The 25,515-nt window shown below is 69.5% G+C and carries 24 protein-coding genes; 21 read left to right on the plus strand and 3 right to left on the minus strand.

What is annotated here, in order from left to right:
• Positions 1-189: 189 nt before the first annotated feature.
• The 9 genes from AOK01_RS12950 to AOK01_RS12990 all read left to right on the plus strand — a co-directional run bounded on the left by AOK01_RS12950 (position 190) and on the right by AOK01_RS12990 (position 8,784).
• Positions 190-666 carry a hypothetical protein gene (locus tag AOK01_RS12950; RefSeq protein WP_055511132.1) on the plus strand — a complete coding sequence of 159 codons (477 nt, stop codon included), beginning with the start codon at positions 190-192 and terminating at the stop codon, positions 664-666.
• Positions 663-974, plus strand: a complete 312-nt coding sequence (locus AOK01_RS12955) for a DUF3817 domain-containing protein (RefSeq protein WP_245702225.1) — start codon at positions 663-665, stop codon at positions 972-974. The genes AOK01_RS12950 and AOK01_RS12955 overlap by 4 nt, the downstream gene beginning before the upstream one ends.
• Positions 971-2,035: an ATP-binding cassette domain-containing protein gene (locus AOK01_RS12960; RefSeq protein WP_055511133.1), complete on the plus strand. Its 1,065-nt coding sequence runs from the start codon at positions 971-973 to the stop codon at positions 2,033-2,035. Before AOK01_RS12955 ends, AOK01_RS12960 begins: the two co-directional genes overlap by 4 nt.
• Positions 2,032-2,889: an ABC transporter permease gene (locus tag AOK01_RS12965; protein WP_055511134.1), complete on the plus strand. Its 858-nt coding sequence runs from the start codon at positions 2,032-2,034 to the stop codon at positions 2,887-2,889. Before AOK01_RS12960 ends, AOK01_RS12965 begins: the two co-directional genes overlap by 4 nt.
• 418 nt (positions 2,890-3,307) lie before the next feature.
• The gene (locus tag AOK01_RS12970) at positions 3,308-4,204 is read left to right on the plus strand and encodes a ParB/RepB/Spo0J family partition protein (RefSeq protein ID WP_055511135.1); all 897 of its coding nucleotides are present in this window, start codon (positions 3,308-3,310) and stop codon (positions 4,202-4,204) included.
• Positions 4,205-4,674: 470 nt separating this feature from the next.
• Positions 4,675-5,877: a cytochrome P450 gene (locus AOK01_RS12975; RefSeq protein ID WP_055511159.1), complete on the plus strand. Its 1,203-nt coding sequence runs from the start codon at positions 4,675-4,677 to the stop codon at positions 5,875-5,877.
• A gap of 82 nt (positions 5,878-5,959) precedes the next feature.
• Entirely contained in the window at positions 5,960-7,177 is a 1,218-nt protein-coding gene (locus AOK01_RS12980; protein WP_055511136.1) for an FAD-dependent oxidoreductase, read from the plus strand.
• A 108-nt stretch (positions 7,178-7,285) separates the two neighbouring features.
• On the plus strand, positions 7,286-8,437 hold the full coding sequence (locus tag AOK01_RS12985; protein WP_055511137.1) for a nucleotide disphospho-sugar-binding domain-containing protein: 1,152 nt from the start codon (positions 7,286-7,288) through the stop codon (positions 8,435-8,437).
• A 110-nt stretch (positions 8,438-8,547) separates the two neighbouring features.
• Entirely contained in the window at positions 8,548-8,784 is a 237-nt protein-coding gene (locus tag AOK01_RS12990; RefSeq protein WP_055511138.1) for a ferredoxin, read from the plus strand.
• A 262-nt stretch (positions 8,785-9,046) separates the two neighbouring features.
• On the opposite strand, the gene AOK01_RS42630 is transcribed toward AOK01_RS12990, so the two are convergent.
• On the minus strand, positions 9,047-9,373 hold the full coding sequence (locus tag AOK01_RS42630; protein WP_107099805.1) for an AfsR/SARP family transcriptional regulator: 327 nt from the start codon (positions 9,371-9,373) through the stop codon (positions 9,047-9,049).
• Positions 9,374-9,800: 427 nt separating this feature from the next.
• On the opposite strand from AOK01_RS42630, the gene AOK01_RS12995 reads away from it, so the two are divergent.
• From AOK01_RS12995 to AOK01_RS13045, 11 genes are all read left to right on the plus strand, one after another.
• Positions 9,801-11,150 carry a cytochrome P450 family protein gene (locus AOK01_RS12995; RefSeq protein ID WP_055511139.1) on the plus strand — a complete coding sequence of 450 codons (1,350 nt, stop codon included), beginning with the start codon at positions 9,801-9,803 and terminating at the stop codon, positions 11,148-11,150.
• Positions 11,151-11,290: 140 nt separating this feature from the next.
• Positions 11,291-12,268 (plus strand): L-tyrosine/L-tryptophan isonitrile synthase family protein, encoded by a 978-nt coding sequence (locus tag AOK01_RS13000; protein WP_055511140.1) that lies wholly within the window; start codon positions 11,291-11,293, stop codon positions 12,266-12,268.
• 56 nt (positions 12,269-12,324) lie between these two features.
• Complete coding sequence (locus AOK01_RS13005; protein WP_055511141.1) at positions 12,325-13,713, plus strand: cation:proton antiporter; 1,389 nt, start codon at positions 12,325-12,327, stop codon at positions 13,711-13,713.
• A complete protein-coding gene (rfbA, locus tag AOK01_RS13010) occupies positions 13,710-14,597 on the plus strand; it encodes a glucose-1-phosphate thymidylyltransferase RfbA (protein ID WP_055511142.1) in 888 nt (295 codons plus the stop codon). Before AOK01_RS13005 ends, rfbA begins: the two co-directional genes overlap by 4 nt.
• The gene (gene rfbB, locus AOK01_RS13015) at positions 14,594-15,571 is read left to right on the plus strand and encodes a dTDP-glucose 4,6-dehydratase (protein ID WP_055511143.1); all 978 of its coding nucleotides are present in this window, start codon (positions 14,594-14,596) and stop codon (positions 15,569-15,571) included. The genes rfbA and rfbB overlap by 4 nt, the downstream gene beginning before the upstream one ends.
• Before the next feature lie 65 nt (positions 15,572-15,636).
• A complete protein-coding gene (locus AOK01_RS13020) occupies positions 15,637-16,767 on the plus strand; it encodes a DegT/DnrJ/EryC1/StrS family aminotransferase (protein ID WP_055511144.1) in 1,131 nt (376 codons plus the stop codon).
• 5 nt (positions 16,768-16,772) lie between these two features.
• Positions 16,773-17,375, plus strand: coding sequence for a dTDP-4-dehydrorhamnose 3,5-epimerase family protein (locus tag AOK01_RS13025; protein ID WP_055511160.1), 603 nt, complete (start codon positions 16,773-16,775; stop codon positions 17,373-17,375).
• On the plus strand, positions 17,372-18,394 hold the full coding sequence (locus tag AOK01_RS13030) for an NAD-dependent epimerase/dehydratase family protein (RefSeq protein WP_055511161.1): 1,023 nt from the start codon (positions 17,372-17,374) through the stop codon (positions 18,392-18,394). The genes AOK01_RS13025 and AOK01_RS13030 overlap by 4 nt, the downstream gene beginning before the upstream one ends.
• A complete protein-coding gene (locus tag AOK01_RS13035) occupies positions 18,391-19,782 on the plus strand; it encodes an NDP-hexose 2,3-dehydratase family protein (protein ID WP_055511145.1) in 1,392 nt (463 codons plus the stop codon). The genes AOK01_RS13030 and AOK01_RS13035 overlap by 4 nt, the downstream gene beginning before the upstream one ends.
• 26 nt (positions 19,783-19,808) lie before the next feature.
• Positions 19,809-21,215: an MFS transporter gene (locus tag AOK01_RS13040; protein ID WP_055511162.1), complete on the plus strand. Its 1,407-nt coding sequence runs from the start codon at positions 19,809-19,811 to the stop codon at positions 21,213-21,215.
• Between the two features lie 142 nt (positions 21,216-21,357).
• Positions 21,358-22,344 (plus strand): GlxA family transcriptional regulator, encoded by a 987-nt coding sequence (locus tag AOK01_RS13045; protein ID WP_079103380.1) that lies wholly within the window; start codon positions 21,358-21,360, stop codon positions 22,342-22,344.
• 30 nt (positions 22,345-22,374) lie between these two features.
• On the opposite strand, the gene AOK01_RS13050 is transcribed toward AOK01_RS13045, so the two are convergent.
• Positions 22,375-23,115, minus strand: coding sequence for an SDR family oxidoreductase (locus tag AOK01_RS13050; protein ID WP_055511147.1), 741 nt, complete (start codon positions 23,113-23,115; stop codon positions 22,375-22,377).
• A gap of 95 nt (positions 23,116-23,210) precedes the next feature.
• Here AOK01_RS13050 and AOK01_RS13055 point away from each other — a divergent pair, with 95 nt between their 5' ends.
• Positions 23,211-23,774 carry a TetR/AcrR family transcriptional regulator gene (locus AOK01_RS13055; RefSeq protein ID WP_055511148.1) on the plus strand — a complete coding sequence of 188 codons (564 nt, stop codon included), beginning with the start codon at positions 23,211-23,213 and terminating at the stop codon, positions 23,772-23,774.
• 37 nt (positions 23,775-23,811) lie between these two features.
• Here the strand turns inward: AOK01_RS13055 and AOK01_RS13060 are convergent, their stop codons facing one another.
• Positions 23,812-25,509, minus strand: a complete 1,698-nt coding sequence (locus AOK01_RS13060) for a PucR family transcriptional regulator (RefSeq protein WP_342671039.1) — start codon at positions 25,507-25,509, stop codon at positions 23,812-23,814.
• Between the last annotated feature and the right edge of the window lie 6 nt (positions 25,510-25,515).

Below are 25,515 nucleotides of genomic sequence, written 5' to 3' on the forward strand. Positions count from 1 at the left end.
GTCACGACGGTACGTGGGCAGAGGCTTTGGGTCCATGCGGGGCCGTGAAGATGAACGCTGTGCGCATGTGTAGGTGACCTACCTGTCGCTGACGTAGATGTGCTATCTATTGGTAGCCAATCTATCTAGGGTCCACTCCTGCCACTGTCGATGTCACCGTCGATGAACTGTCACCTGGAGGCACTTGTTGTGACCAAGGTCCTGCTGTCCGCGCACGTGCTCGGCGCCATCCTGGCTGTCGGGTCGATCGCTGTGGCAGCCTCGCTCTTCCCGCGTTACGCGAAGCAGGCGGTGACGGACGAGGACGAGGCGGGCGGGCGCGCGGCCGGTATCGCGCAGCTCCTGCACCGGGTCTGCCGCGGATACGCCGTCGTCGGGCTCGCCGTGCCCGTCTTCGGTCTCGCGACCGGTGCCAAGCTCGGAGTCCTCACCGACGCATGGCTGATCGCGTCGATGATCCTGACGGCGATCGCCGCCCTCATGCTGGCGGTGGTGATCCTCCCCGACCAGCAGCGGCTGCTTGCCATGCCGCGTCAGGGCACCGAGGCCGCCGGGCTGAGCGTGGCCGCGTCCCGGCTGACGATGGTCACCGGGATCTTCAACCTGCTGTGGTCGGTCGTCGTGGTCCTGATGATCGTTCGCCCCGGCTCCACGACGGGAGCGTGACCGGTGTGAGGGCGCTGCGTGTCGCGGCCGTCGTCGAGGCCGCCTCTCTCCTGATCCTGTTCATCAACCTGTTCACCCTTCATGCCGAGCCGATCACATCGCTCGGCGGGCCGGTGCACGGCACCGCCTACCTGGTCGTCATCGCGGTGACGTTCTCCGCCACCGTCAGAGGCGCCTCCGCGGGAGCGCGCCGGCGGTCGTTCGTTCCCGGTGTCGGCGGGATGCTGGTGCTTCAGCGGCTCCGGCGCCGTCCCGAAGCGGTCAAGGCACTCGCCGAGAGCGCGGTGCGGGAAGGCGGCCGGACATGACGGAGCACACCACCTCGGACCTGGCCATCCACGCCGTGGGCCTGGTGAAGTCCTTCGGTGCCAACCGTGCCGTCGACGGCGTCGACCTGACCGTCCGACAGGGCACCGTCTACGGCGTGCTCGGCCCGAACGGTGCGGGCAAGACCACGAGCGTGAAGATGCTCGCGAGCCTGTTGCGCCCCGACGGCGGCGAGGCGCGGATCTTCGGCCACGACGTCGTACGGGAGTCGGACGCCGTGCGCCGCCGGGTCAGCCTCACCGGCCAGTACGCCTCGCTGGACCAGGACCTGACGGGCATGGAGAACCTGGTGCTGCTCGGCAGGCTGACCGGACACGCGAAGAAGGGCGCACGGCACCGGGCCGGGCAGATCCTGGAGACCTTCGGGCTGGTCGAAGCCGCCGGCCGCCAGGTCAAGGACTACTCGGGCGGTATGCGCCGTCGCCTCGACATCGCCGCTTCCCTTCTCAACGCGCCCGATCTGCTGTTCCTGGACGAGCCGACCACCGGTCTCGACCCGCGCAGCCGTGCCCAGGTGTGGGAGATCGTCCGGGCGCTCGTCGCCCAGGGCAGGACCGTGCTGCTGACCACGCAGTACCTGGACGAAGTCGACCAACTGGCGTCCCGTATCGCGGTCATCGACAAGGGCAAGGTCATCGCCGAAGGCACCAAGGGGGAGTTGAAGGCGTCCGTCGGCGCCGGCGCTGTGCACCTGAGACTGCGCGACGCCGTGCAGCGGCCGGAGGCCGAGCAGGTCCTTGCCCTGACCCTCGGTGCCGAGGTGCAACGGGAGCCCGATCCACTGGCGCTGACCGCCCGCATCGACAACAACAGCGTCAACAGCAACGGCGACAACAACGGCGACGGTGACAACGGCGGCGACAACGGCGAGGGCGGAGCCGCCGGGCGGGCGTCCCGTGCCCTCGCGGAACTGGCCCGCCGCGGTATCGCGGTCGACAGCTTCTCGCTCGGCCAGCCCAGCCTGGACGAGGTCTTCCTCGCACTCACCGACCGGAAGGCGGAACCGGCTCCCTCAGGGGCCAGGAAGGAGGCCGCGGCGTGACTACCGCGACACCCGGCGACCTCGCCGGACGCAAGGACGAACTGCCTCCCGTCTCGACCGGGCCCCTCATGGAACTGCTCTCCATGGAACGACCGCCCCCGCCCGGTCCGCTCTCGGCCTCGCTCGCCTTTGGCTGGCGGTCGATGCTGAAGATCAAGCACATCCCGGAGCAACTCGCCGATGTCACCGTGCTTCCGGTGATGCTGGTGCTGATGTTCACGTACCTCTTCGGCGGTGCGCTGGCGGGCTCACCGCGCGAGTACATCCAGTACCTGCTGCCGGGTGTGCTGGTGATGTCGGTCGTGATGACCACCATGTACACGGGCATCGCGATCAACAACGACATCGACAAGGGCGTTCTCGACCGCTTCCGCATGCTGCCCGTCTGGCAGCCCTCGACGCTGGTCGGCCATCTCCTGGGTGACGTGCTGCGCTACTCGATCGCCTCGTCGGTGATGCTCGTGGCCGGCCTGCTCATCGGCTTCCGCCCGGAGGGAGGTGTGCCGGGCGTCGTCATGGGCGTTCTGCTCCTCATCGTCTTCGCCTTCGCCTTCTCGTGGGTGGGGACCATGTTCGGCCTGCTCGTGCGCGACGAGAGAACGGTGATTGGTGCCTCGATGACGGTGATCTTCCCGCTGAACTTCCTCAGCGACATCTTCGTCGACCCGCAGACCATGCCGGGCTGGCTGCAGAAGCTGGTCCACAACAACCCGATCACGCATGTGGCCTCAGCGGTACGTGGTCTGATGGAGGGCCGTTCGCCCGGCACCGACGTGCTCTGGACGCTGGGCTGGTCGGTTGCTCTGGTCGTGGTGTTCGGCTCCCTCACCATGAAACTCTACCAGCGTAAATGATCAGCGGCATGAATGATCACTGGCGCGAATCGGCCCCCGTGGCCGGTTTGCTCTGCTCTTCTCCGCTCTTCTCCGGTATTTATCCGTAGAGTGGCAGGACCCCTTCCCGGTTCTTGTTGACGATCGCATTCCATTTCTTTGAGCTCGGATCTTCCGGAGAAATGGAATGCGTTGCTTCATTTATTGCCGCCGCCCCGCCGCGTAATCTCCTTGCCTGCCCTGGGCCGGGGTTGTTAGCGTGCTGAGGTGTCACCATCGAAGCACTACGGGGGAACGCGGGGACTCGATGAGTAACAGTGATAGTAAGATTTCATTATCGCCAGTCCTGAATTCGGCGGCGCGCGCAGATGTACCGGTCGACTCGTTATCGCCCGGAGACTCGCCACGTATCAAGGGCCTGGACCAGGAGTACGTCGATATGCTCGTCGTACTGGACGAAGAACTTCCACCTATTGTCGTGCACCGGCCCACCGGGCGGGTGGTCGACGGAATGCATAGGCTTGCCGCAGCCCGTGCACGCGGCGACCGCACCATCAGTGCGTATCTCCTGGACGTGCCGGAGCGGAGTCTGTTCACCGTCGCGGTGAGCCTGAATGTCTCCCACGGCAAGCCTCTGACCCACAACGACCGGCTCGCGGCGGCCGTGCGGATCCTCAAGGAGAACCCGGCACTCTCGGACCGGTACGTTGCGTCCGTCGCCGCCCTGTCGCCTCGCACCGTCTCGCGGGTGAGGCGTTCAACTGTCGAAGTTGCGCATTTGAACACCCGGATCGGGCTCGACGGCAAACAGCGCCGCACGGACACGGACAGTGTCGCCAGCGGCCGGCAGTACGCGGGCGAGTTGATTCTGCAGCGCCCCGGCGTGAGCCTGCGCGAGATCGCCCAGGCCGCCGGGATCTCGCTCGGTACCGCCCACGACGTGAAGAGGCGTCTGACTCTCGGCCGCAGTCCCGTACCGGAGGGTCGTGGCGCGCGCTCCGATCCGCCCGAGGCGGGGGAGGCCGTCCAACGGCCGCAGCGACTGCAGCGGGAGACGGCAGACGAGCCCTTGGGGCGTGAGCCCACCGAACTGCTGGACCGGCTGCGCAAGGACCCGGCTCTGCGGCTCTCCCAGACCGGCCGTTTTCTGCTGCGCTGCTTCGCCGTCCAGGACGTCGATTCCTCCGCGTGGACGAGACTGGCCACGACGATCCCCCCGCACAGCGCCGGCGGGGTCGTCAGGCTGGCCCGGGCCTGCGCGGACAGGTGGATCCGGTTCGCCGACAACGTGGAGCGGGAGGCCAGGGCCAGGGAGCGCTCCGGAGCGAGCGTCTGAGGCGGACGTTTCGCTGATCTCCGGAGCTTCACTGACCTCGGGATCTCCGGGACCTCGGGGATCCCGAGGTACCCGGGGTTCTCCGAGGTCCCCGGGATCTCCGACTGAACGAAAAAGCATCCGGAAAACCTTCCTGTTCGGCCGTCAAGGGTGTGCAGAGTGCTGACTCTGCACACTCCGGCTTCATTGTCACCAATTCGCCGACGGCTTCTCTGGCGGTCCCTTTCCGTATCTCACCATACTTTCCGGGAACGGGATAAGAGCGTCGAACACGGCATGTACGTGCGCGTTTGTGGGAGTATTTTCGTGCGAGCGGCCGATTCGGCCTGCGGTGGAATCGCCGTTGCCGGATTCTCCCGGAAGGTCGAGAAGGCCGAGAGGGCCGAGACCGATTTCATGTCCGCACTTCCATGCATGAGAGCCTCGGTTTTCAATTGTCCGCGATGAACGCATCGCAGAAGGTGGAAATCATGACTGTCACAGACTCGGCCGGGCCGCCGAAGTATCCCTTCGGCACCGTTGTCCGGCTCGACCTGCACCGCCGCTATCTGGAGCTGTGCCGCAACGAGCCGGTATCCCGAGTGACGATGCCCTACGGCGGTGAGGCCTGGCTGATCACCGGCTACCACGAGATCAAGCAGTTCCTCGCCGACCCCCGGTTCAGTTCGCACGCCGCGACGGCCCACGACACCGCACGGGTGACGCCGCTGCCGCTGCGCCCGGGAAACCTGCTCAGCATGGACCCGCCGGACCACGGCAGGATCCGTAAGGTCGTCGCGCACGCGTTCCGGCCGCGCATCGTCTCGCAACTCGCCGATCGCATGCGCGCTCTCGTCACCGCCGAGCTCGACACCATGGAGAACGCCGGGCCGCCCGGCGACCTCGTGCAGCGCCTGGCGATACCGCTTCCGGTCCGCATGATCGTGGAGCTGTTCGGCGTCCCGTACGAGGAGCGCGCTGAGTTCCGCCGGTTCTCCGATGTCTTCGTCGCCACTTCCGCACACACCAAGGAGGAGATCGACGAGGCCAGGGACGGGCTGGAGACGTTTCTGCGCAAGCTGATAGCCAAGCGCCGCGGCAACCTCTCCGACGACCTCCTGTCCGTACTCATCGAGGCGCTGGACGCCGGGCAGTTGTCCGAGACGGAGGCCGTGAGGACCGGCATCGGTGTCCTCATGGCCGGCCACGAGACGTCGCTCAGCATGATCTCGAACGTCTCCTTCCTGCTGCTGTCCCAGCGTGATCTGTTCGTGCAGTTGTCCCACGACCCCGCACTGATGGATCCCGCCATCGAGGAGATGCTGCGCATCATTCCGCTCCGTTCGGTGGGCAGCTTCCCGCGCCGGGCCTCCGAGGACATCGAGATCGGTGGGGTGCTCATCCGCCGGGGCGAGACGGTGATCTTCCAACGGGCCGCGGGCGACCGTGACGAGCGGGTCTTCGAGACACCGGACACCATCCGCTTCGACCGGGAGAGCAATCCGCACCTCGGCTTCGGCCACGGCATGCACTTCTGCCTGGGTGCGAGCCTGGCCCGGGCCGAGCTGAAGGTGGCTCTGGAAGAACTCACCGCCAGGTTCCCCACCCTGCGCCTGACCGGACCGGCGGAGGACGTGCCGTGGAAGCCCGGTCTCATCGCGCGGGCCCCGGCAGCGCTTCCCGTCACATGGTGAATCGCGGGATGTCCGCGGCGTCCGTCAGCCGTGCCGCACGGTGCGCGGCGGGACGGGCCCGAGAGCTGAGGGGGGAGAGATCATGGGATTGAGCCACACCAAATGCGTCATCGCCGGTGCGGGGCCTGCCGGACTGATGCTCGGCATGCTGCTCGCCAGGGCCGGGGTGGACACGGTGGTGCTGGAGAAGCACGACGACTTCCTGCGTGACTTCCGCGGCGACACGGTGCACGCCTCCACCCTCCGCCTGATGGGCGAACTGGGCCTGGGGGACGCCTTTCAGAAGCTGGCCCACCAGCACATCCACGACCTCCAGATCCTCACCGACGACGGGACGTACACCCTGGCGGACTTCCGTCGGCTGCCCGGGAGGTTCAAGCACATCACCTTCCTGCCGCAGTCCGACTTCCTCACCTTCCTTCTGGAGGAGGCCAATCGGTTCCGTAACTTCCGGCTCCTGCGGAACAGCGAGGTCGTCGCGGTGACCACGGATCAGGGACGTGTCAACGGCCTCCGCTACAGGGACGGCGAGGGGGAGGAGCACGAGCTCCGTGCGGACCTCACGGTCGCCGCCGACGGCCGGCGGTCGATCGTGCGGGAGTCCGCCGGTCTGGAGTCGCGGGTCTTCGGCTCCGCCCTGGACATCCTGTGGTTCCAGCTGTCGAAGCGGGAGGACGATCCGGGAGGCATGGTCGGGCGCCTCTCCGACGGACAACTCCTCGTTCGTATCGAGCGGCAGAGCCACTGGCAGGCCGCCATGGCCGTACGTAAGGGCGGATACGACGAGATGCGCGCCCAGGGTCTGGACCGGTTCAGGGAGACGCTGGTCACGCTCAAGCCGTTCCTGGCCGACCGCGTGCACGAGGTGCGGACCTGGGACGACGTCAAGGTGCTCGACGTGCAGATCGACAGGCTGCGACAGTGGTGGCGGCCGGGCCTGTTGTGCATCGGGGACGCCGCCCACACCATGTCGCCCATCATGGGCGTCGGCATCAACCTCGCCGTGCAGGACGCGGTCGCCGCCGCGAACATCCTGGCCAAGCCGTTGCGCGACGGCACACTCGACGACGGGCACCTCGGCCGCGTGCAGCGCCGCCGTAAGCCACCGACCGCGGCCATCCAGCGGATGCAGCTGTTCCTTCAGACCCGGTTCCTCGAACCGTGGATCCGCGGCGAGGGGAAATCCACCACACCGGTGCTGTTGCGCATCCTGAAACGGCTGCCCCTGCTCCAGGGCGTTCCGGCGCGGGCCATGGCCATCGGGCTGCGCCCGGAGCACCCGGTCGAATCACTGCGCTGAAACCGTCTCCACCAGCTTGTCCCCGACCTTGTCCCCGACGAATTGCCGCTTTCGGTTCCACGCTCTTTGGTTTCTGCTTCCTGCCTCCTGAACGGAGAACTCACAGACATGCGTGTACTGATGACGATCACCCCAGGCACGGGACACACCTATCCCGTGGTGCCACTCACCTGGGCTCTGCAACTGGCCGGCCACGAGGTTCTGGTCGTCTCCAGTGGACCCGGCCTCGCCCTGGGCGAAGCCGGCGCGCGCACCGTGGACGTGGCGCCCGGCCTGTCCCTGGACCAGATGGTCGGCAAGCTGGCACAGCACCATCCGGAGGTTGCGGGGCGGCTGCTCCAGGGGGTGTCGGGAGTCCCCTACATGGAGGTGGTGGGCGGTGCGGTCGCGTCGGCGCTGCGGCTCCAGCCGGACATGGTCGACGCGATCATCCGAACGGCCGAGGAGTGGCGGCCGGACGTCGTGGTGCACTCGCCGCTGCTGACGCCCGGGATCGTCGCGGCGGCCAAGCTGGGCGTGCCCGCGGTGCAGCACGGTTTCGGGTTCGTGAACCCGTCCGCCGAGACCATGCGCGAGCTCCACGCGGACCTCTTCGAGCAGCACGGGGTGGAGCTGCCCGGTGTACGGGCCACCATCGACATCACCCCGCCGAGCGTCGTCCCTGCCCAGGCCGGTGCGTGGTCGATGGGGTACGTGCCCTACAACGGCAGCGGGCCGCTGCCGAAGCCGCTCTACGATCTCCTCAACTCCACGCCCGAGGTGCCGCGTATCGCCGTCAGTCTCGGCAGCGGTCCGATGCCGGGGGAGGCCGCCGTCATCATGGAACGGCTCCTGGCCATGGCGCCCAAGATGAAGGCCGAATTCGTCGTGACCCTGCCCCGCGTGGACCTGGAGCCGTTCGGGCCGCTCCCGGAGAATGTGCGGGCTTTCGACTGGGTGCCGTACGGCGCGCTCGCGTCGCGGTGTTCAGCGGTCATCCACCACGCCGGTCCGGGTACGGCGCTGGGGGCGATGGTGCACGGCCTTCCCCAGGTGGTGCCCGCCTTCAAGGGCCTCGGGCGGCCCGATGTCGCCCAGGCGATCGCCGACCGGGGTGTGGGGCGGGTCGTGGAGCCCGACGAGATCGGGCCGGAGCTGCTGGAGTCCGTCATCGCGGACGAGGCGATACGAACGGCCGCGGCGGAGGTCCGCGCGGAGATCAAGGCCATGCCGACCCCGGCCGACATCACCGCCCGCCTGGAAGAGCTGGTGGCCCGGTAACGCATGGAGGACGGGGCCGGGGCCCGGCGGACGGTGTTCCGGGCGGACGCCGAGCACGGCCCCGTGCGTGTGCCCCTTGTCGTTCAGTGACGGTGAAAGGAAACGAGGAGATGTACCAAGACCCTGTTCAATGGCGGATCGAAGTCGACCGGCTCGCGTGCTCCGGCACCGGGTTGTGCCTCGGAACCGCGCACGGCCGTATGCGGCTGGAGGCCGGCCGGGCCCGTCCGGTGGACGAGTTGATCAGCCCGGACGACGGAGTGATGGACGCGGCGGAGACCTGCCCCATGGAGGCGATCACCGTACGCGAGGCCACGACGGGCGAGGTCCTCGCGCCGCTCCGCTGAACCGCGTCCGGACCGGCGCCCGGCCCGGCTCAGAGGCCGCGGTGCGTAAAGGCCGGGCAGCCGGTGCCGCGCCTCTCGGGCCGCGTGCGGACCGTGAGCGCGCTGTCCCGGGCCAGGGCGCGGACCGGGCTGGAAGGCGTCACGGCCGGACGTCAACGTCCGGCCGTGTGCTGGACGAGCAGCCAGGCGTCGAGCGGATCTTCCAGCAGGGCCTCCGCCGTCTGCGGCGGACGTCAGTACCGTCGGGGAGGACACGCCCCCGTTACACGTCGAGCGCCACCTCCGGAGCGGCGGCCTCGCCGTCCGCGGTGTCGCACCGCCGTGCCGCGTCCAGCGCCTTCTCGAAGGCGATCAGGTCCAGTTGCCCGTCGTCGACGACGATGCGAAAGCCCGGTTCTTCGGTCACCGGAATCTTCCGAAGGTCAGGGACCTGGGTACGCAAAGCAGCCACGATTCTGCGAATCCGATGTTCCGCCGTGGCCGGCGGATTCTGTTCCCACGCCGTCTCCATCAGATGGGAGACCGGAACGAGGCGATTGGCCTCAAGCAACAATGCGACCAGTACCGCGCGTGCGTTCGGACTGCGCAAGTGGAGCGGTTACTCTCCGACCGAACCCGGGGACTGCATAAGAGGTTTGACCGGGTGTCGGGTGATTGCGTTCAGAGGCGAACAGAATCGAAATGAACGTATACGCATTGACATGCCGACCTGTGGCCAAGGAGACTCACTCACTGTTGGTGACTTCTACGCGTTGACGGTTCGGACGGTTCGGACGGTATTGACGAGTCGTCCGAAAGGGCCACGGGAATCACGACTGACATCCCGTTCGCCGGCCGCCGCCCCACATCGTGCCGCAACGCCACAAGCACCCTTTACTCACCTTCACGTTCACGCTCCCACGCATTTCCCGTGCGCTGCCGTGTACCGCGCTCGACCGAGATACGGACAGCGCTCCGCAATTCGCCTTTTCCCCTTCCGGGAAACAGGCCGTCCACCAGAAAGGAAGACGCACTCCATGCCCCAGTTCGAACCGGTGCCTCTCTATGGCGCGGCGTACAAGACAGATCCCTATCCGCTGTACCGAAAGCTCCGGGAGGAGGGACCCGTCCACCAGGTCAACTTCCCCAGCGGTGTCAACGCCTGGCTCGTCACCGGGTACGAGGCGGCGCACAGCGCTCTGAACGACGACCGCCTCGGCAAGAACCACGACCTCGGCAACGCCGCCTGGCGCGAGCGCGCCGCCATCATGCCGGAGCCGCAGCACGCGCAGCTCCAAGCTCATCTGCTGCACCAGGATCCGCCGAAGCACACCGTGATGCGGAAGCTGGTCACCGAGGCGTTCTCGCCCCGCAACGTCGAGCAGGCGCGCCCCCGGTTCGAGGAGATCGCCGAGGAACTGCTCGACGCGGCTCTCGGCGTGACAACGAGCGAGGGCCAGGAGACGGGTCAAGAGACAGGTCAGGACGCGCGTCGGGGCGCGAGTGGTGTCGTCGACGTGGTCGGTGCCTTCGCCGCGCATTTCCCCTTCCGCGTTCTCGCCGAGGTGATCGGCCTGCCGGACGCCCTGGCGGCGCGCTTCGACCGCGACTGGGGCAAGGTCGTGCAGCCCGTCGGCCCCGCCGACCCGCAGCGGCCGGCCTACGAGGGACGGCTGCGCGGCTTGCAGGACTACATCGCGGAAGTCGTCGAGGACAAGCGCCGCCACCCCGGTGACGACCTCCTCACCCATCTCGTGACAGCGTGCGCGGGGGGCGCTGTCACCAAGGAGGAGCAGGACTCCATCGTCTTCCAGCTGCTCGTCGCCGGGCAGGAGCCGGTGACCAACCAGATCACGACCGCCCTCATCGCACTCCTGCGCCACCCCGCCCAGCTCCGACGCCTCCAGGAGGCCGTGAGGGACGAGAGCGGCGAGCGCGACGCGGGACTGCTGGCGCGGGCCGTCGAGGAACTGCTCCGGTACGACAGCGCCTTCGAGCTCACCACCTGGCGGTTCTTCGCCGAGGAAGCCGATCTGTTCGGCACGCGGATCCCGGCCGGCGACTCGGTCATCGTGTCGCTGAGCGCCGCCAACCGCGATCCCCGGCGGTTCCCCGACGTCGACACGCTCGACCTCGACCGCACCCCGAATCCGCACCTGGCGTTCGGACACGGCATTCACTTCTGCCCGGGGGCCGCACTGGCCCGCACGGAACTGCAGATCGCCCTGCGCGTGCTGCTCACCCGGCTGCCCCAACTGCGCCTCGCCGTCGCCGACGAGGACCTCGGCTGGATCAGCGCCGTCCTCGCGCGCGGCGTCAACGAACTGCCCGTCGCCTTCGGCCCGTCGGACACCGCGCCACGCCGCGGCTGCCCCGTACAGCACTGACAGCAACACCACTGACAGCAACAGCACTGAAGCAACACCACTGACAGCAACAGCCGTGCCGCCGCCGCCCCACCCGGCCCGGCATGCCACCCGCCCCACATCGACCAGTCACGCGACTCATGGAAACGAGCCGAACCATCATGTCCCAGCCCTGCGCTGTCTCCACACTCACGCCCGAGGCCGAGCGCATCACCCATCGGATCCTGGCGCTCCTCCTCCCGCACAGGCGCACCCTTGAACGTGACACACACCTCGACACCACGGACGCCTTTCCCGAGCAGCTGAAACAGTTGGGCGACTTCGTCCGCAACAACGAGCAGGTGATCTTCAGCGTCCCCGGGTTTCCCTGCAAATCGCCCAACCCGGACAAGGTCTTCAACCATCTGCCGGACCACGGGGAGCGGCTCGCACTGCGTTCACTGCACTCCCTGTGCCTGGAGATCGAGAAGGTCTACGCTCCCGGAGCGAGGCTGCTGATCTGCTCCGACGGCCACATATTCGGTGACGTCATAGGCGTACCCGACGAGCACATCGACGCCTACGGCGACGAACTACGCGCGATGATCCATGCCGAAGGCCTCGCCGACCACCTCGGCACCTTCGACCTGCGGGACGTGTACGGGCCCGACCTGTCGTACGACGAGAAGCGCAGGACCGCTGCCGAGAACCTCGGACCTTCCGTCGAGGAACTGCGGGCAGAGGTGCGCGGCAACGACTCCACGCTGCGCATGTACCGCGGCATCACCCGGTTCCTGGTGGAGGACACGTCGGACTGGGAGGGCTCCCGCTCGGCGCTCCAGCGGGAATGCCGCCGACGCGCCTACGAGGTCATCCTCCGCAGCCGGGCCTGGAGCGAACTGATCGGCGAATGCCACCCGCGCAACGTGCGCCTGTCCATCCACCCGCAGAACCGGGGCGAGGAGAAGTTCGGCATCCGCCTCCTCGACGCCGGCGACGCGTGGATGACGCCGTGGCATTCCGTGCCGCTGCGCCGCACCGACGGCACCTGGGAGCTCATGCACCGCCACGACGCGCAGAAGGTGGGCCGCGAAGTGCACCGGGACGGCAGGCCGAGCCACTTCGAGGCGATCGGCGACGACATCGGACGGCCCTCCTGACCCGGTCCGGGACGTCGTGGCACACCAGTTTCGAGTCGTAGAGAGAAGGAGCTTCCATGTCGGTGGCAGCCACAGTGGTCGCCCCCCTGTCCAGCCACACCCTGATGGTGCTGCTGTTGCAAGTGGGTGTGCTGCTGCTGACAGCACTGCTCCTCGGCCGGCTCGCCCAGCGACTGGGCATGCCGGCCATCGTGGGGGAGCTGTCGGCCGGGGTGCTGCTCGGGCCGTCCCTGCTGGCCGCGGTGGCGCCCGGACCGGGGCACTGGATATTCCCGCAGAACGCCGAGTCCATGCACCTGCTCGACGCCGTCGGCCAGTTGGGCGTCATCCTCCTCGTCGGCTTCACCGGCATCCACGTCGACCTCAAGCTCGTGCGCAGACAGGGGACCCGGGCGGCGGGGGTGAGCGCCGCGGGACTGCTGCTGCCGCTCGGCCTCGGCGTCGGTGTCGGCTTCCTGCTGCCGACGAGCCTGCGGGCGCCCGGTGCCGACCCGACGGTGTTCGCGCTGTTCGTGGGCGTGGCGATGTGCGTCAGCGCCATCCCGGTCATCGCCCGCACGCTCATCGACATGAAGCTCATCCACCGGGACGTGGGCCAGATGATCCTGGTGGCGGGGACCGTCGACGACACCGTCGGCTGGGTACTCCTTTCCCTCGTCGCCTCCATGGCCACCGCCGGTCTCGTCGCGGGCCAGGTGCTCCTCACCCTCGGCAAGGTCGCCCTGCTCCTGCTCTTCACCATGACCCTGGGCCGGTGGCTCGTGGGCGCCGCGATGCGGGCCGCCGCCCGCCGCGACGCGGCCGGCCTGCCCGTGATCACCGCTGTCGTCCTGATGACCCTGTCCGCCGCCGGGAGTCAGTCCCTCGGTCTGGAGGCCGTGTTCGGGGCGTTCCTGTGCGGTGTCCTCATCGGCGACGCCAAGAACTTCGACACGTCGGCGCTCGCCCCCCTGAACACCACGGTGATGGGGGTCCTGGCCCCCCTCTTCTTCGCCACCGCCGGACTGCGCATGGACCTCACCGCCCTCGGCGACCCACGCATCGCCCTGTGGGGGTTCGCGGTGTTCGCGGTCGCCGTGCTCGGCAAGTTCCTCGGCGCGTTCGTCGGCGGACTCACCAGCCGTATGAACCGCTGGGAGTCCATCGCCCTCGGCGCAGGGATGAACGCGCGCGGCGTCATCGAGGTCATCATCGCGCTGGCCGGCGTCCGGCTGGGGCTGCTGAGTGTCGAGATGTTCAGCATCGTCGTCCTCGTCGCCGTCCTCACGTCCCTGATGGCACCGCCTCTGCTGCGCATGGCCATGAACCGGGTCGAACAGACCGCGGAGGAGGACCTGCGCAGACACCGGGTGCTGGCGGTGGAGCACCGCGTACCGAGCAGTTCCGCCGACCCCGTGGGCCGGACGTCCATGACCATCTCCGACACCGGGAAGGACCCGAGATGAAGGGAATCATCCTGGCCGGCGGCAACGGAACCCGGCTGCACCCCATCACGTTGGGCGTCTCGAAGCAGCTGCTGCCGGTCTACGACAAACCCATGATCTACTACCCGCTGTCCGTGCTGATGCTCGCCGGGATCACCGACATACAGATCATCGCGGACCCGGACGGCCTCCCGGGCTTCCAGCGGCTGCTCGGCGACGGAGCCGCCCTCGGCATCACCCTGACCTACGCCGAACAGGACAAACCTCGGGGCCTGGCCGACGCGTTCATCGTCGGCGCCGAGCACATCGGGGACGACTCCGTCGCGCTCATCCTGGGAGACAACCTCTTCCACGGCCCCGGGTTCGGCGAGATCCTGCGCACCAGCGCCCGGGACGTCGACGGCTGCGTCCTGTTCGGCTATCCGGTGAGCGACCCCGAGCGGTACGGAGTCGGTGAGGTCGACGCGTCGGGCCGCCTCGTCCGGCTGGAGGAGAAGCCCGCCGTGTCCCGCTCCGACCTGGCCATCACCGGCCTCTACTTCTACGACAACGACGTGGTGGACATCGCCCGCCGGCTCAACCCCTCCGAACGCGGCGAACTGGAGATCACCGACGTCAACCGTACCTACCTGGAACGCGGCAAGGCCGAGTGCGTCCAGCTGGGCCGGGGCTTCGTATGGCTCGACACAGGCACCCACAACGCGCTCAACGAAGCCGGGCAGTACGTGCAGATCCTCTTCAACAGGCAGGGCGTGCGCATCGGCTGCGTCGAGGAGATCGCCTGGCGCATGGGCTACATCGACCGGGACACCTGCCACCGGCTCGGCCTCGCCCTGTCCAAGTCGCCCTACGGCCAGTACCTGATGGAGATCACCAGCAATCCCCGGTACGAGGAGGCGTCATGAGGATCCTGGTGACCGGCGGCGCCGGCTTCATCGGCTCCCACTACGTACGGGCACTGCTCTCGGGGGCGTACGAGACCGGGGCCGCGCACACCGTGACCGTCCTCGACAAGCTCACCTACGCCGGCAACCGCGACAACCTCCCCGTCACCCACGACTGCCTCACCTTCGTACGCGGCGACATCTGCGACGCCCGGCTCCTCGCCGAACTGATGCCCGGACACGACGCCGTGGTGCACTTCGCCGCGGAGTCGCATGTCGACCGGTCCATCGACGGGGGAGCGGACTTCGCCCGGACCAACGTCCTGGGTACCCAGATCCTCTGCCACGCGGCGGTGGCAGCCCGAGTCCGGCGCGTCGTGCACGTCTCCACCGACGAGGTGTACGGAACGATCGACCACGGGGCGTGGACCGAGGAGTCGCCGCTGCTCCCCAACTCCCCCTACGCCGCCTCGAAAGCGGGCTCCGATCTGGTCGCCCGCGCCCACTGGCGCACCCACGGCCTGAACATCTCCGTCACCCGCTGCTCCAACAACTACGGGCCACGCCAGCATCCGGAGAAGCTCATCCCGCGGTTCGTCACCCACCTGCTGGAGGGCGAGCCCGTGCCCGTGTACGGGGACGGGCGCAACCGGCGCGAGTGGCTGCACGTCGACGACCACTGCCGGGCCGTCCACCTCGTCCTCACCCGGGGCAGGGCGGGGGAGGTGTACCACATCGGTGGCGGCGAGGAGCTGACCAACCTCGAACTGACGGAACGCATCCTCCGCCTCTGCGGCGCCGACTCCTCGATGATCCGGCACGTGCCCGACCGCAAGGGCCACGACGTGCGCTACTCGATCAGCGACCGCAAGATCCGTGACGAACTGCGGTACGCACCACGTCACTCGTTCGCCGACGGCCTCGCCGAGACCGTCGACTGGTACCGCGACAACCCCGCCTGGTGGAAAGCCCTACGGGCCCCGCTCCCCATCTGACGGACAACATTCGACGGACAACATCTGACGGCCAACAGACCGACACCGTGTCTCCGAGGAGAACCATGACCACGTACGTCTGGGACTACCTGCCCGAGTACGAGAAGGAGAAGGACGACCTTCTCGACGCCGTCGGGAAGGTCTTCGCCTCGGGCCGCCTCGTGCTCGGCGAGAGCGTCAAGGGCTTCGAGGAGGAGTTCGCCGCCCACCACGGCGGAGGCTGGTGCACGGGGGTCGACAACGGCACCAACGCCCTGAAGCTCGCTCTGGAGGCGATGGGTGTCGGCGCCGGCGACGAGGTGATCACCGTCTCCAACACAGCCGCTCCCACGGTCGTCGCCATCGTCTCGACGGGCGCGACACCCGTGTTCGTGGACGTCGGTGAGGAGGACTTCCTCATCGACACCGACCAGGTGGAGGCCGCCGTCACCGAACGCACCAAGGTGCTGCTGCCGGTCCACCTGTACGGGCAGTGCGCCGGCATGGAGCCGCTGCGGCGGATCGCCGACCGGCACGGGCTGAAGATCCTGGAGGACTGCGCGCAGGCCCACGGCGCCCGCCACCACGGCAGGCTCGCCGGGACCATGGGCGACGCCGCGGCCTACTCCTTCTACCCGACCAAGGTGCTGGGCGCCTACGGCGACGGCGGCGCGGTGCTCACCCGCGACCAGGAGACCGACCTCGCCCTGCGTCAACTGCGCTACTACGGCATGGGAGAGGCGTACTACGTCCTGCGGACGCCCGGCCACAACTCCCGGCTCGACGAGGTGCAGGCGGAGATCCTCCGCCGCAAACTCGGCCGGCTCGACACGTACGTCGCCGGACGCAACGCCGTCGCCCGCCGCTACGAGGAGCAACTCGGGGACCTCACCGGTCCGGGCCGGCTCCAACTGCCCGCCACCAGCCCCGGAAACACCCATGTCTACTACGTGTACACCGTCCGCCACCCCAGGCGCGACGCGATCATCGAGGCACTCAAGGCCTACGACATCCAGCTGAACGTCAGCTATCCCTGGCCGGTGCACACCATGTCCGGCTTCGCGCACCTCGGATACACCGCGGGCAGCCTCCCGGTCACCGAGAAACTGGCGGGCGAGATCTTCTCCCTCCCGATGTATCCCTCCCTCCCCACGGGGCTGCAGGACAAAGTCATCAGCGCCCTGCGCGAGGTGCTCGTCGAGCAGGAAGGCGAGTGAGCGCCATGCAGGTGCACAAGCTGGGCATCGAGGGCGCGTTCGCGTTCGTACCGCCTGTCTACCGGGACGACCGCGGCCTGTTCACCTCGCCGTACCAGGACGCGCCCTTCACCGCCGCTCACGACAGGACCCTCTTCCCGGTACGCGACATCAGCCACAACCTCTCCGCGCGCGGTGTGCTGCGCGGCATCCACTACACGAAGACGCCACCGGGCCGGGCCAAGTACGTCTACTGCCCGTACGGGCAGGTGCGGGACTACCTGATCGACCTGCGCATCGGCTCCGCCACGTTCGGACAGTGGGAATCCACCGAACTCGGCGGTGACAGCTGCCAGGCCCTGTACATCCCGGTCGGGGTCGGACACGCCTTTCTGTCCCTGCGGGACGACTCGATCATCGTCTACGTGATGTCGGACGGGTACGCCGCCGAGAACGAACTCGCCGTCTCCCCACGGGACCCGGAGCTGGGACTGCCCATCCCCGAGGGGTACGACGTCACGCAGTCCGAGCGGGACCGCGTCGCCCCCACACTCGCCGAGGCACGGGCGCAAGGACTGCTGCCCGAGTACGAGACCTGCCGGAAGGTGGAGGCCGCACTGTGGACATGACCCGGACCCCGAGGATCGTCGTGCTCGGCGCCACCGGATTCGTCGGGTCGGCCGTGCTGCGCGAACTGGCCACTCGGCCCCTACGGATCAGGGCGGTCGCCCGGCGCCCCTCGGCCGTCCCTTCCGGGGCCCCGGCCGACATCGAGGTACGGCGTGCCGACCTCACCGAGCCGGGCGAACTGGACGCCGCCGTGGCGGACGCCGACGTCGTCGTCCTGGCCACGCTCTACAGCGCGGCCACCTCCACCTGGCGCATCGAGGACGGCGACACGGCCGCCGAGCGCGTCAACGTCGGCCTGGCCCGCGACCTGGTCGGCGTCCTCTCCGCACGGCAGGGCGGGACACCGCCGGCCGTCGTGTTCACGGGAGCCGCCTCCCAGGTCGGCCCGACCCGCAAGGAAGTCCTCGACGGCACCGAGCCGGACCGCCCGACGGGCGAGTACGACCGTCAGAAACTGGCCGCCGAACGGCTCCTGCTCGACGCGAGCGCCCACGGCGTACTGCGCGGGGTGTCGCTGCGACTGCCCACCGTCTTCGGACACGGTTTCGGACCCACGGCCCGCGACCGCGGCATCGTCTCGGCGATGACCCGCCGCGCCCTGGCCGGCGACCCCATCACGATGTGGCACGACGGCACGGTCCGCCGCGACCTGCTGTACCTGGACGACCTGGCCGGTGCCGTCGTCGCCGCCATCGACCACGCCGAGTCCCTCGCCGGGCGCCACTGGCTGCTCGGCACCGGCGAGGGCAGGCCGCTGGGACAGGTCTTCGAGCAGGTCGCCGCTCTTGTCGCGGAGCGCACGGGGGAGCCGCCCGTGCCGGTGGTCTCCGTGGAACCGCCCGCGCACGCGGAGGCGGGGGACTTCAGCAGCATCACCATCGACGCCTCCGCGTTCCGGTCCGCCACCGGCTGGGCACCCCGCACCGCGTTCGGCGAGGCGCTGCGCCGTACGGTGGCCCACCTCGCGGACACGGCGGGCCGGGACCGGGACCGGGACGGCGTGGGAGGCCGACGGTGAGCACTGTCGCGCTCCTGCGCCCCCGCGCCGCCCAGGACCTGCCCGCGCGGCTGGCCCGGTCCGCCGCCGCGACCGGGCACGGCCACCAGATGCGTACCGAGGACGTCACCGGATGGCTCGCCGAGCGGGCCCGCGCCCACCGCTTCACCGTACGCAGAGCGCCACTGGACCGGCTCGACGGCTGGTCCTTCGCACCCGGCACCGGCGACCTCGTCCACAGCAGCGGCAGGTTCTTCTCCGTGCGGGGCCTGGACGTCACCCTCGACGAGGGCCCGCACCGCCACTGGCAGCAGCCCGTCATCCACCAGCCGGAGGTCGGCATCCTCGGCATGCTCGCCAAGGAGTTCGACGGCGTCCTGCACTTCCTGCTGCAGGCGAAGATGGAACCCGGCAACCCCAACCTGCTCCAGTTGTCGCCGACCGTCCAGGCCACCCGCAGCAACTACCAGCGGGTCCACGAGGGCGCCGCGGTCAGCTACCTGGAACACTTCACGGACCCGGCACGCGGACGGGTGCTGGCCGACTCGCTCCAGTCGGAACACGGCTCCTGGTTCTACCGCAAGTCGAACCGGAACATGCTGGTCGAGGCCACCGACGCGCACGTGCCGTGCCAGGCCGGCTTCCGCTGGCTGACTCTCGGCCAGATCGGTGAGCTGCTGCGCCTGGACAACGTCGTCAACATGGACTCCCGTACCGTCCTGTCCTGCTTCCCGATGTCGGCGCCGGAACCGGGAGCCCTGCACTCCGACACCGAGCTGCTCTCCTGGTTCACCGCCGAGCGGGCCCGCCACGACGTCGACGCCCGGCTGATGGCCCTCGGCCGGGTCGACGGCTGGACCCGCGACGCGGACGGCATCGGACGCATTGACGGCCGCTTCTTCCGTGTCACCGGCGTCACCGTCGAGGCGGGAAACCGTGAGGTCACCGGCTGGTCGCAGCCGCTGATCGAGCCGTGCGGCACCGGCGTGGCGGCGTTCGTGTTCCGCCGCATCGGCGGCGTACCGCACATCCTCGTCCACGCGAAGACGGAAGCCGGACACCTCGACACGATCGAACTGGCACCGACCGTCCAGTGTGTCCCCGCCAACTGGGCCCCCGAACGGGCCGAGGACCGGCCGCCGTTCCTCGACCTGGTCCTGACGGCCGCCGAGGGGCACGGCGCGCACTACGCGACCGTGCACTCCGAGGAGGGCGGCCGGTTCCTGAACGCGCGGATCCGCTACCTGTTCGTGCCTGCCGACGAGGACGAGGCACCCGTCGACGCGCCCCCCGGCTATCACTGGGCGACGGCCGGTCAGCTCAACTCCCTCACGGCTCACGGACATTACGTCAACGTCCAGGCGCGCACGCTGCTCGCCTGCCTCAACTCCGGCGCCGTACGGCTGTGAAGGGCCTCCGGCCGGCGGCGGGCCACGTGAACCGATTGGGGGGCGACCGGAGCCCATGGGTGCTCGTCGCCGTCGCGGGCACGTTGTCGTTCGTGGCCATGCTCGACATGAACATCGCCACCATGGCGCTCGCGGACATCTCCACGGACCTGGACGTCTCCCCGGCGATGGCCCAGTGGACGGTCCTCGGATACCAACTCGCGGTCGTGGCGCTGCTGTTGCCCGTCGGCCGCTGGCTGGACGGCGGCGCGACGGGCGGAGCCGGACTGCGCTCCGCGCTGGTCCTCGCCGTCTGCGGATTCGCGCTGTGCGGTCTGCTCGCGGCTGCCGCCCCGTGGATGGCCTGGCTGGCCGCCGCCCGGATCGCCCAAGGGAGCTTCGGCGCGCTGCTGTTCGTCCTCGTGCCCGTCCTCGTGATGCGCTCGGTGCCGCCGGAACTGCGCGGCCGGGCGATGAGCGTGCCCGCCACACTCGGCCCACTGGGAGCGGTCACCGGCCCCGCGATCGGCGGGGTGCTCCTGGACACCTTCGGCTGGCGGGCGGTTCTGCTCGTCAAGCTCCCCGTCTGCCTTGCGGTCCTGCTCGTCGCCGTCCGCGTCATGCCGAAGGGAGGCCGGCCGGCGGCTCCGGGCCGACAGCCCCTCACCGACGCCGCGCTCGTCGGCAGCGCCGTCGCCGCGCTCCTCCTCGCGCTCACCCTCGCTCCCACGGTCCCCGCCTGGCTGCTCCTGGTGGTCGCCGCGCTGCCTCCGATGCTCTGGTGGCTGCGCCGTCCCGCCGCGCGTCCGGTGCTCGACGTACTGCGCGCGTCCGACGCGTCCGGGGCGTACGGGGCCGTGTGCGCGCTGGCCACGGCCTTCGCGGCCATGTACTACGTGGTGGCCCTGCGGCTCCAGAGCGACAGCGGCCTGTCGGCGACCGCCACCGGGCTGACCGTCCTGTCCTTTCCGCTCGCCATGGGCCTGATGGGTCCGGTGGGCGGGCGCGTCGCCGACCGGTACGGGCCCCGGCCCGCGGCGATCGTCGGCGCCGCCACCACCGCGCTCGGCCTGACCCTGCTCGCGCTGATCGGCGGCGACGACTGGACGCGGGGCGATGTCGCCTGGCGCCTCGCGCTGGCCGGAGCCGGGATGGGCCTCTACGGCGGGCCCACGCAGACGCTGGTGATGACCGCCGCGCCGCCCGGGGCCGTCGGCGTCGCCGGCTCCCTCGTACAACTCTCACGCGGCCTCGGTTTCGCGCTGGGCCCCGCGCTCGCGGCGGCCGTATGGGGTCTCGCGGGCCCGGCCCACGGCGCCCGGGACGCACTGGTGGTGTCCGCGGCCGCCGGCTGGCTCGGCGTCCTGCTGCTGGCCACCCGGCGCACCACAGTCCGTGGGGGGCCGACCGGGTCGCCCGCGGCTGCCCCGACCGTCTCCGGTGCGGAACAGTAGGAACAGCGGCCCCGCGTATCCGTGCGGCCGGTCGGGTTCACCGCCTCGGCAGCGGCATGTATATCGACATGTATGGCGGAACACCGGTCGTTGTGCCGATCCTGGACGGAGGACGCGACAACGGGGTGGCATCGGGGGGACGATGAAGCGTCGACGTGAGCCGGGACAGCGGCACATGGTGGTCATACCGCTCTTCGAGGGCGTGCAGAGCATCGGCTTCTCAGGTCCCGCGGATGTCTTCTCGGCCGCGAACGCCGCGAACGCGTCGGACACGGCGGTCGCCGGGGAGTTCCGGTACGACGTGCTGACGGCGTCCCCGGACGGGTCCCCGGTCCGTACGTCCAACGGGCTCACCGTCATGGCGCACCGCACCGTCGGCGAGGTGGCAGAGGTCGACACGGTGCTCGTGCCGGGCGCCGAGGGAGTTCCCGCCGTCGACCGGGGGACCACCGACGCGCTCGGTGCGCTGGTCGGGCGTGCGCGGAGAGTCGCGTCGGTGGGTACGGGAGCGTTCGTCCTCGCCGGGACCGGGATACTCGACCGGCGCAGAGCGGCCACCCACTGGGAGTTCTCCGAAGAACTGGTACGGCGGTATCCCGGCGTACACGTCGACTCCCGTGACACGGTGGTTCGGGACGGTCACATCACCACGGCAGGGGGCGGAGCGTCCGCCATCGATCTGGCTCTCTCGCTGGTGGAGGACGATCTCGGCCGTGAGGTCTCCCAGCTCGTGGCCCGCTCGCTTGTCACCTACGTGAGCAAACCAGGTGGCCAGGCGCAGTTCGCCGACCTACGCGACCGTGACGCGCGAACTCCCGCGTTGCGCAAGGCGCAGAACCTGATCTCCTCCTGTCCCGGGGGAGACTTGACACTCCGCGCCCTGTCCGGTCACGCGGGCCTCTCGGAGCGACACTTCACCCGCTTGTTCCGCGCCCAAGTAGGCATGTCCGTACGGGAGTACGTGGAGCGTGTCCGGGTGGCCACCGCGACCCGCATGCTGGTGGAGACCGTCCGAAGCCCCGAATCGATCGCGCGCGAAGCGGGTTTCGGCACGGAGACCACCATGCGCAAGTCGTTCCTGCGTGTTCTGCGGGTCTTGCCCGCCGAGTACCGCAACCGGTTCTCCTGACACCGACGGTACCCGTCGCCGCACGGTAGTTCAGCCTTGAACGGTGGGGCGAACGTTGATCTCGCCGATCTCGACGTCGTGGGGCTGCTCGATGGCGAAGGCCACCGCGCGGGCGACGGCTGCCGCGGGGATGCCCATCGCGTCCATGTTCTTGCGCGTCAGCTCCTGAAGACGCGGGTCCGACATCGAGTCGGCGAGCTCGGTGCGGATGTATCCCGGCGAGATGGCGGTGGTGCGCACCACACCGTCGGTGGACTCCTTGCGCAGTCCCTCATGCACCGTGCGTACCGCGTTCTTGGTCGCGGCGTAGACGGCCATGGTGGGGGACACGGTCAGGCCGGCCACGGAAACGATGGTGACCAGGTGGCCCGCCCCCTGCTCGCGGAAGACCGGCAGCGCCGCGGCGACACCGTGCAGCATCCCGCGGAGGTTGACATCGATCATGGCCGACCAGTTCTCGGTGTCGAGATCGGCCAGCGGGCTTATCGGGGCGATACCCGCACTGTTCACCAGTACGTCCAGGCGTCCGTACCGGTCGACGCCGGTGGCGACCAGGCGCCGCAGGTCCTCGGCCCTGGTGACGTCGACGACGCAGGTGGCGGCCAGGCCTCCCTCCTCGCGGATGCTCTGTGCGATGGCGTCGATACGTTCACTGCGGCGCGCGCCGAGAACCACGGCGGCGCCGCGCTCGGCCAGCAGTCGGGCCGTGGCTTCACCGATGCCGGCGCTTGCTCCGGTGATGGCGACGATCTTGCCGTCAAGAGAGGGCATAGCTGTCTCCCAGTTAGAGTGGACACGTGTCCGGGGCTCGGTGCCACCCTACGCGGACACGTGTCCGGTCGCCAGTGAGGGGAGTACGAGGAGCCATGAGTCCAGCAGCACATCGTGCGGACGTAGCGGAGAACCGGGTCCGGATCGTGGAGGCCGCCCGTGCCGTCCTCGCCGAGTCCGACCACGTGTACCTCAACGAGATCGCCAAGCGCGCCGGCGTGGGGCAGGGGACGCTCTACCGGCATTTCCCCACGCGCGAGGCGCTCCTCGCCGAGGTCTACCGTCAGGACGTCGAGGAGCTGGTGGCCGCCGCCTCCGGCCTGCTGGCGGAGCACACACCCGCGGAGGCGTTGCGTCTCTGGCTCGACCGAGTGATCGACTACGCCGAGGTCAAACGCGGTGTGCTGGCGGCGCTGGAGCCGGCAGCCTGGCAGGACCTCGTCGACCACAGCCACACTCCGATCGAGAGCGCCCTCGATCTCCTGCTGAGCGCAGGGAAAGAGGCCGGGGCCATCCGGACGGACGTGGACCCTCACGGCGTCATCCTGCTCATCGCCTACCTCAGCCGGCTGGACAAAGGCGAATGGGAGGCGAGGGCACGCCCGTTGATGAGGGTCGTCCTCGACGGCCTCCGCCGGCAGGACGAGGGCCCGCGATAGGAGTCGATACCGACACCGACGACGACGGCACGCGGGGCTACCTGGGCGACCGCGGCGCCTCTTGATGTCGAACGGCAGGCTCGGGGGGCATCACGCGCAGTTGCAGCATCGCGGCGAAGCGTGCTTCGGGGCTGGTGAGGTCGATGCCGCCGACCTCGGCGAGGCGGTGCAGACGGTAGCGGAAGGTGTTGGGGTGGACGTGCACGGCAGCCGCGGCCGCGCCGATGTCTCCGAACGCGTCGAGCCATGCGTGCAGGGTCTCGATGAGGTTCGCCCGGCGGCGCTCGTCGTAGGCGGCCAGCCGGGCGATAGGGCCGGTGGGCTGGTCGCCGCGGGCCGCGACGATGTCCCGCAGTTCGCACAGGAGCGCTTCGACATGCACGTCGGCGAGCCGGGCCGCGCGCCGCTCGGTGCCGGCGGTGCGCAGCACCCGCAGGGCGCGGTCGGCGCCCGAGCGTGCCTGGGCGAGCCCTTCGGCGTCCGCACCGGTCGGGCCGATGCCGATCACCACACCGGTCCGCGGCCCGATCCGGTCGAGGAAATCGGCGGCGACGCGCATGGCCCGTTCCTCGCTGACGCCGCGGTCCTGCTGGGCGGGGACGAGCCCGTACGCCGTGTCGCCGAGCAGGGCGGCGGCGCAGTGCGGGTGCACCGCGCCGAGGTGCATCGCGAACGCGTCGGCCAGGCGCTCCCGCTCGGTCGCCAGGTTCGCGTCCGCGCCGGACGCCGAGTCGGTGTCGTCCCGCAGACCGAGAGCCAGGACCACGACGGGACGGTCGGCCAGCCCGAGCCGGCTGAGCGCCTCGCGTGCGCCGGCCCCGCCTTCGAGCGCGGTGCTCACCAGGTCGGCGCGCAGTCTGCGCTCGACGTCGGCACCGGCCCGCAACCGGAGCATGTGCAGGGCGACGACCTTGGCCGAGTCCCGCAGCGCCTGCGAGCGTTCAGGGCTGAGGGGTTCGCTCACCGCGGCCCAGATCGAGCCGATCGCCTCGTCGCCGGCGCGGACGGCTATGGCGATCCGTGGCACGGTGGGAGCGTCCGAGCCGTTGTGCAGGGGCGGCACGTGGACCGGCCCGTCGCTGCGGTAGAGATCGCGGAAGACGCCGCGGCTGGCGAGCAGCCGCGCGAAGCGTTCGGGGACCTGGCGGCCGAGGATCGTCTCCGTTCTGGCGGCGTCGGCCTTGTCCAGCTGCCCCGAGAAGGCCAGCACCCGGGAGTGCCGGTCCTCGATCGTCACGGGTGCGTCGATGAGCGCGGCGATCGCGTTGGCGACCGCGAACAGGTCGCCCGAGATGGTGCCGCCCAGGGTTTCGGGGCCGTCCCTGCCGATGTCGCCCTCGGCGAGGACGGCCCGCAGCATGGCGGTGACCTGCACCCAGGACGCGCCGCGGGCCAGTCCGAGGACCCCGACGCCCGACGCCTCGGCGGCGGCGGTCACTCCGGCGTCCAGCGGGACCGGGGCGCGTACCACCAGGGCGACGGCGCGACGGCGTCCCAGGTCGCCGAGGAGGCGGGCGATCTCACCGGGTTCGCGCAGTCCGACGCCCAGCACCAGCGCGTGCGGTGGCGGAACGGAGTCCTCCACCGGGTCGTGGATGACGATGCCGCCGATGTCCGCGCTGTCGCGGGCCCCGCGGTGGACGACGTCGAGCAGGGTGTCGCCCAGATTGTGCAGGACCCTGGCCAGGCTGCCGTGTGCGTTCATGGAACCGGTGCCCTCCGGAGGCTGAGCCACGACAGC

The organism is Streptomyces aurantiacus (genome assembly GCF_001418335.1).
Taxonomy (GTDB): domain Bacteria; phylum Actinomycetota; class Actinomycetes; order Streptomycetales; family Streptomycetaceae; genus Streptomyces; species Streptomyces aurantiacus.

Coding starts and splice junctions, on each gene's coding strand:
- rfbB (WP_055511143.1), top strand. CDS start 14,594: ATGAGGATCCTGGTGACCGGCGGCGCCGGCTTCATCGGCTCCCACTAC.
- AOK01_RS13030 (WP_055511161.1), top strand. CDS start 17,372: ATGACCCGGACCCCGAGGATCGTCGTGCTCGGCGCCACCGGATTCGTC.
- AOK01_RS12975 (WP_055511159.1), top strand. CDS start 4,675: ATGACTGTCACAGACTCGGCCGGGCCGCCGAAGTATCCCTTCGGCACC.
- AOK01_RS12970 (WP_055511135.1), top strand. CDS start 3,308: ATGCTCGTCGTACTGGACGAAGAACTTCCACCTATTGTCGTGCACCGG.
- AOK01_RS13005 (WP_055511141.1), top strand. CDS start 12,325: ATGTCGGTGGCAGCCACAGTGGTCGCCCCCCTGTCCAGCCACACCCTG.
- AOK01_RS13050 (WP_055511147.1), bottom strand. CDS start 23,115: ATGCCCTCTCTTGACGGCAAGATCGTCGCCATCACCGGAGCAAGCGCC.
- AOK01_RS12985 (WP_055511137.1), top strand. CDS start 7,286: ATGCGTGTACTGATGACGATCACCCCAGGCACGGGACACACCTATCCC.
- rfbA (WP_055511142.1), top strand. CDS start 13,710: ATGAAGGGAATCATCCTGGCCGGCGGCAACGGAACCCGGCTGCACCCC.
- AOK01_RS13000 (WP_055511140.1), top strand. CDS start 11,291: ATGTCCCAGCCCTGCGCTGTCTCCACACTCACGCCCGAGGCCGAGCGC.
- AOK01_RS12990 (WP_055511138.1), top strand. CDS start 8,548: ATGTACCAAGACCCTGTTCAATGGCGGATCGAAGTCGACCGGCTCGCG.
- AOK01_RS12960 (WP_055511133.1), top strand. CDS start 971: ATGACGGAGCACACCACCTCGGACCTGGCCATCCACGCCGTGGGCCTG.
- AOK01_RS13055 (WP_055511148.1), top strand. CDS start 23,211: ATGAGTCCAGCAGCACATCGTGCGGACGTAGCGGAGAACCGGGTCCGG.
- AOK01_RS12995 (WP_055511139.1), top strand. CDS start 9,801: ATGCCCCAGTTCGAACCGGTGCCTCTCTATGGCGCGGCGTACAAGACA.
- AOK01_RS13025 (WP_055511160.1), top strand. CDS start 16,773: ATGCAGGTGCACAAGCTGGGCATCGAGGGCGCGTTCGCGTTCGTACCG.
- AOK01_RS13020 (WP_055511144.1), top strand. CDS start 15,637: ATGACCACGTACGTCTGGGACTACCTGCCCGAGTACGAGAAGGAGAAG.
- AOK01_RS13045 (WP_079103380.1), top strand. CDS start 21,358: ATGAAGCGTCGACGTGAGCCGGGACAGCGGCACATGGTGGTCATACCG.
- AOK01_RS12980 (WP_055511136.1), top strand. CDS start 5,960: ATGGGATTGAGCCACACCAAATGCGTCATCGCCGGTGCGGGGCCTGCC.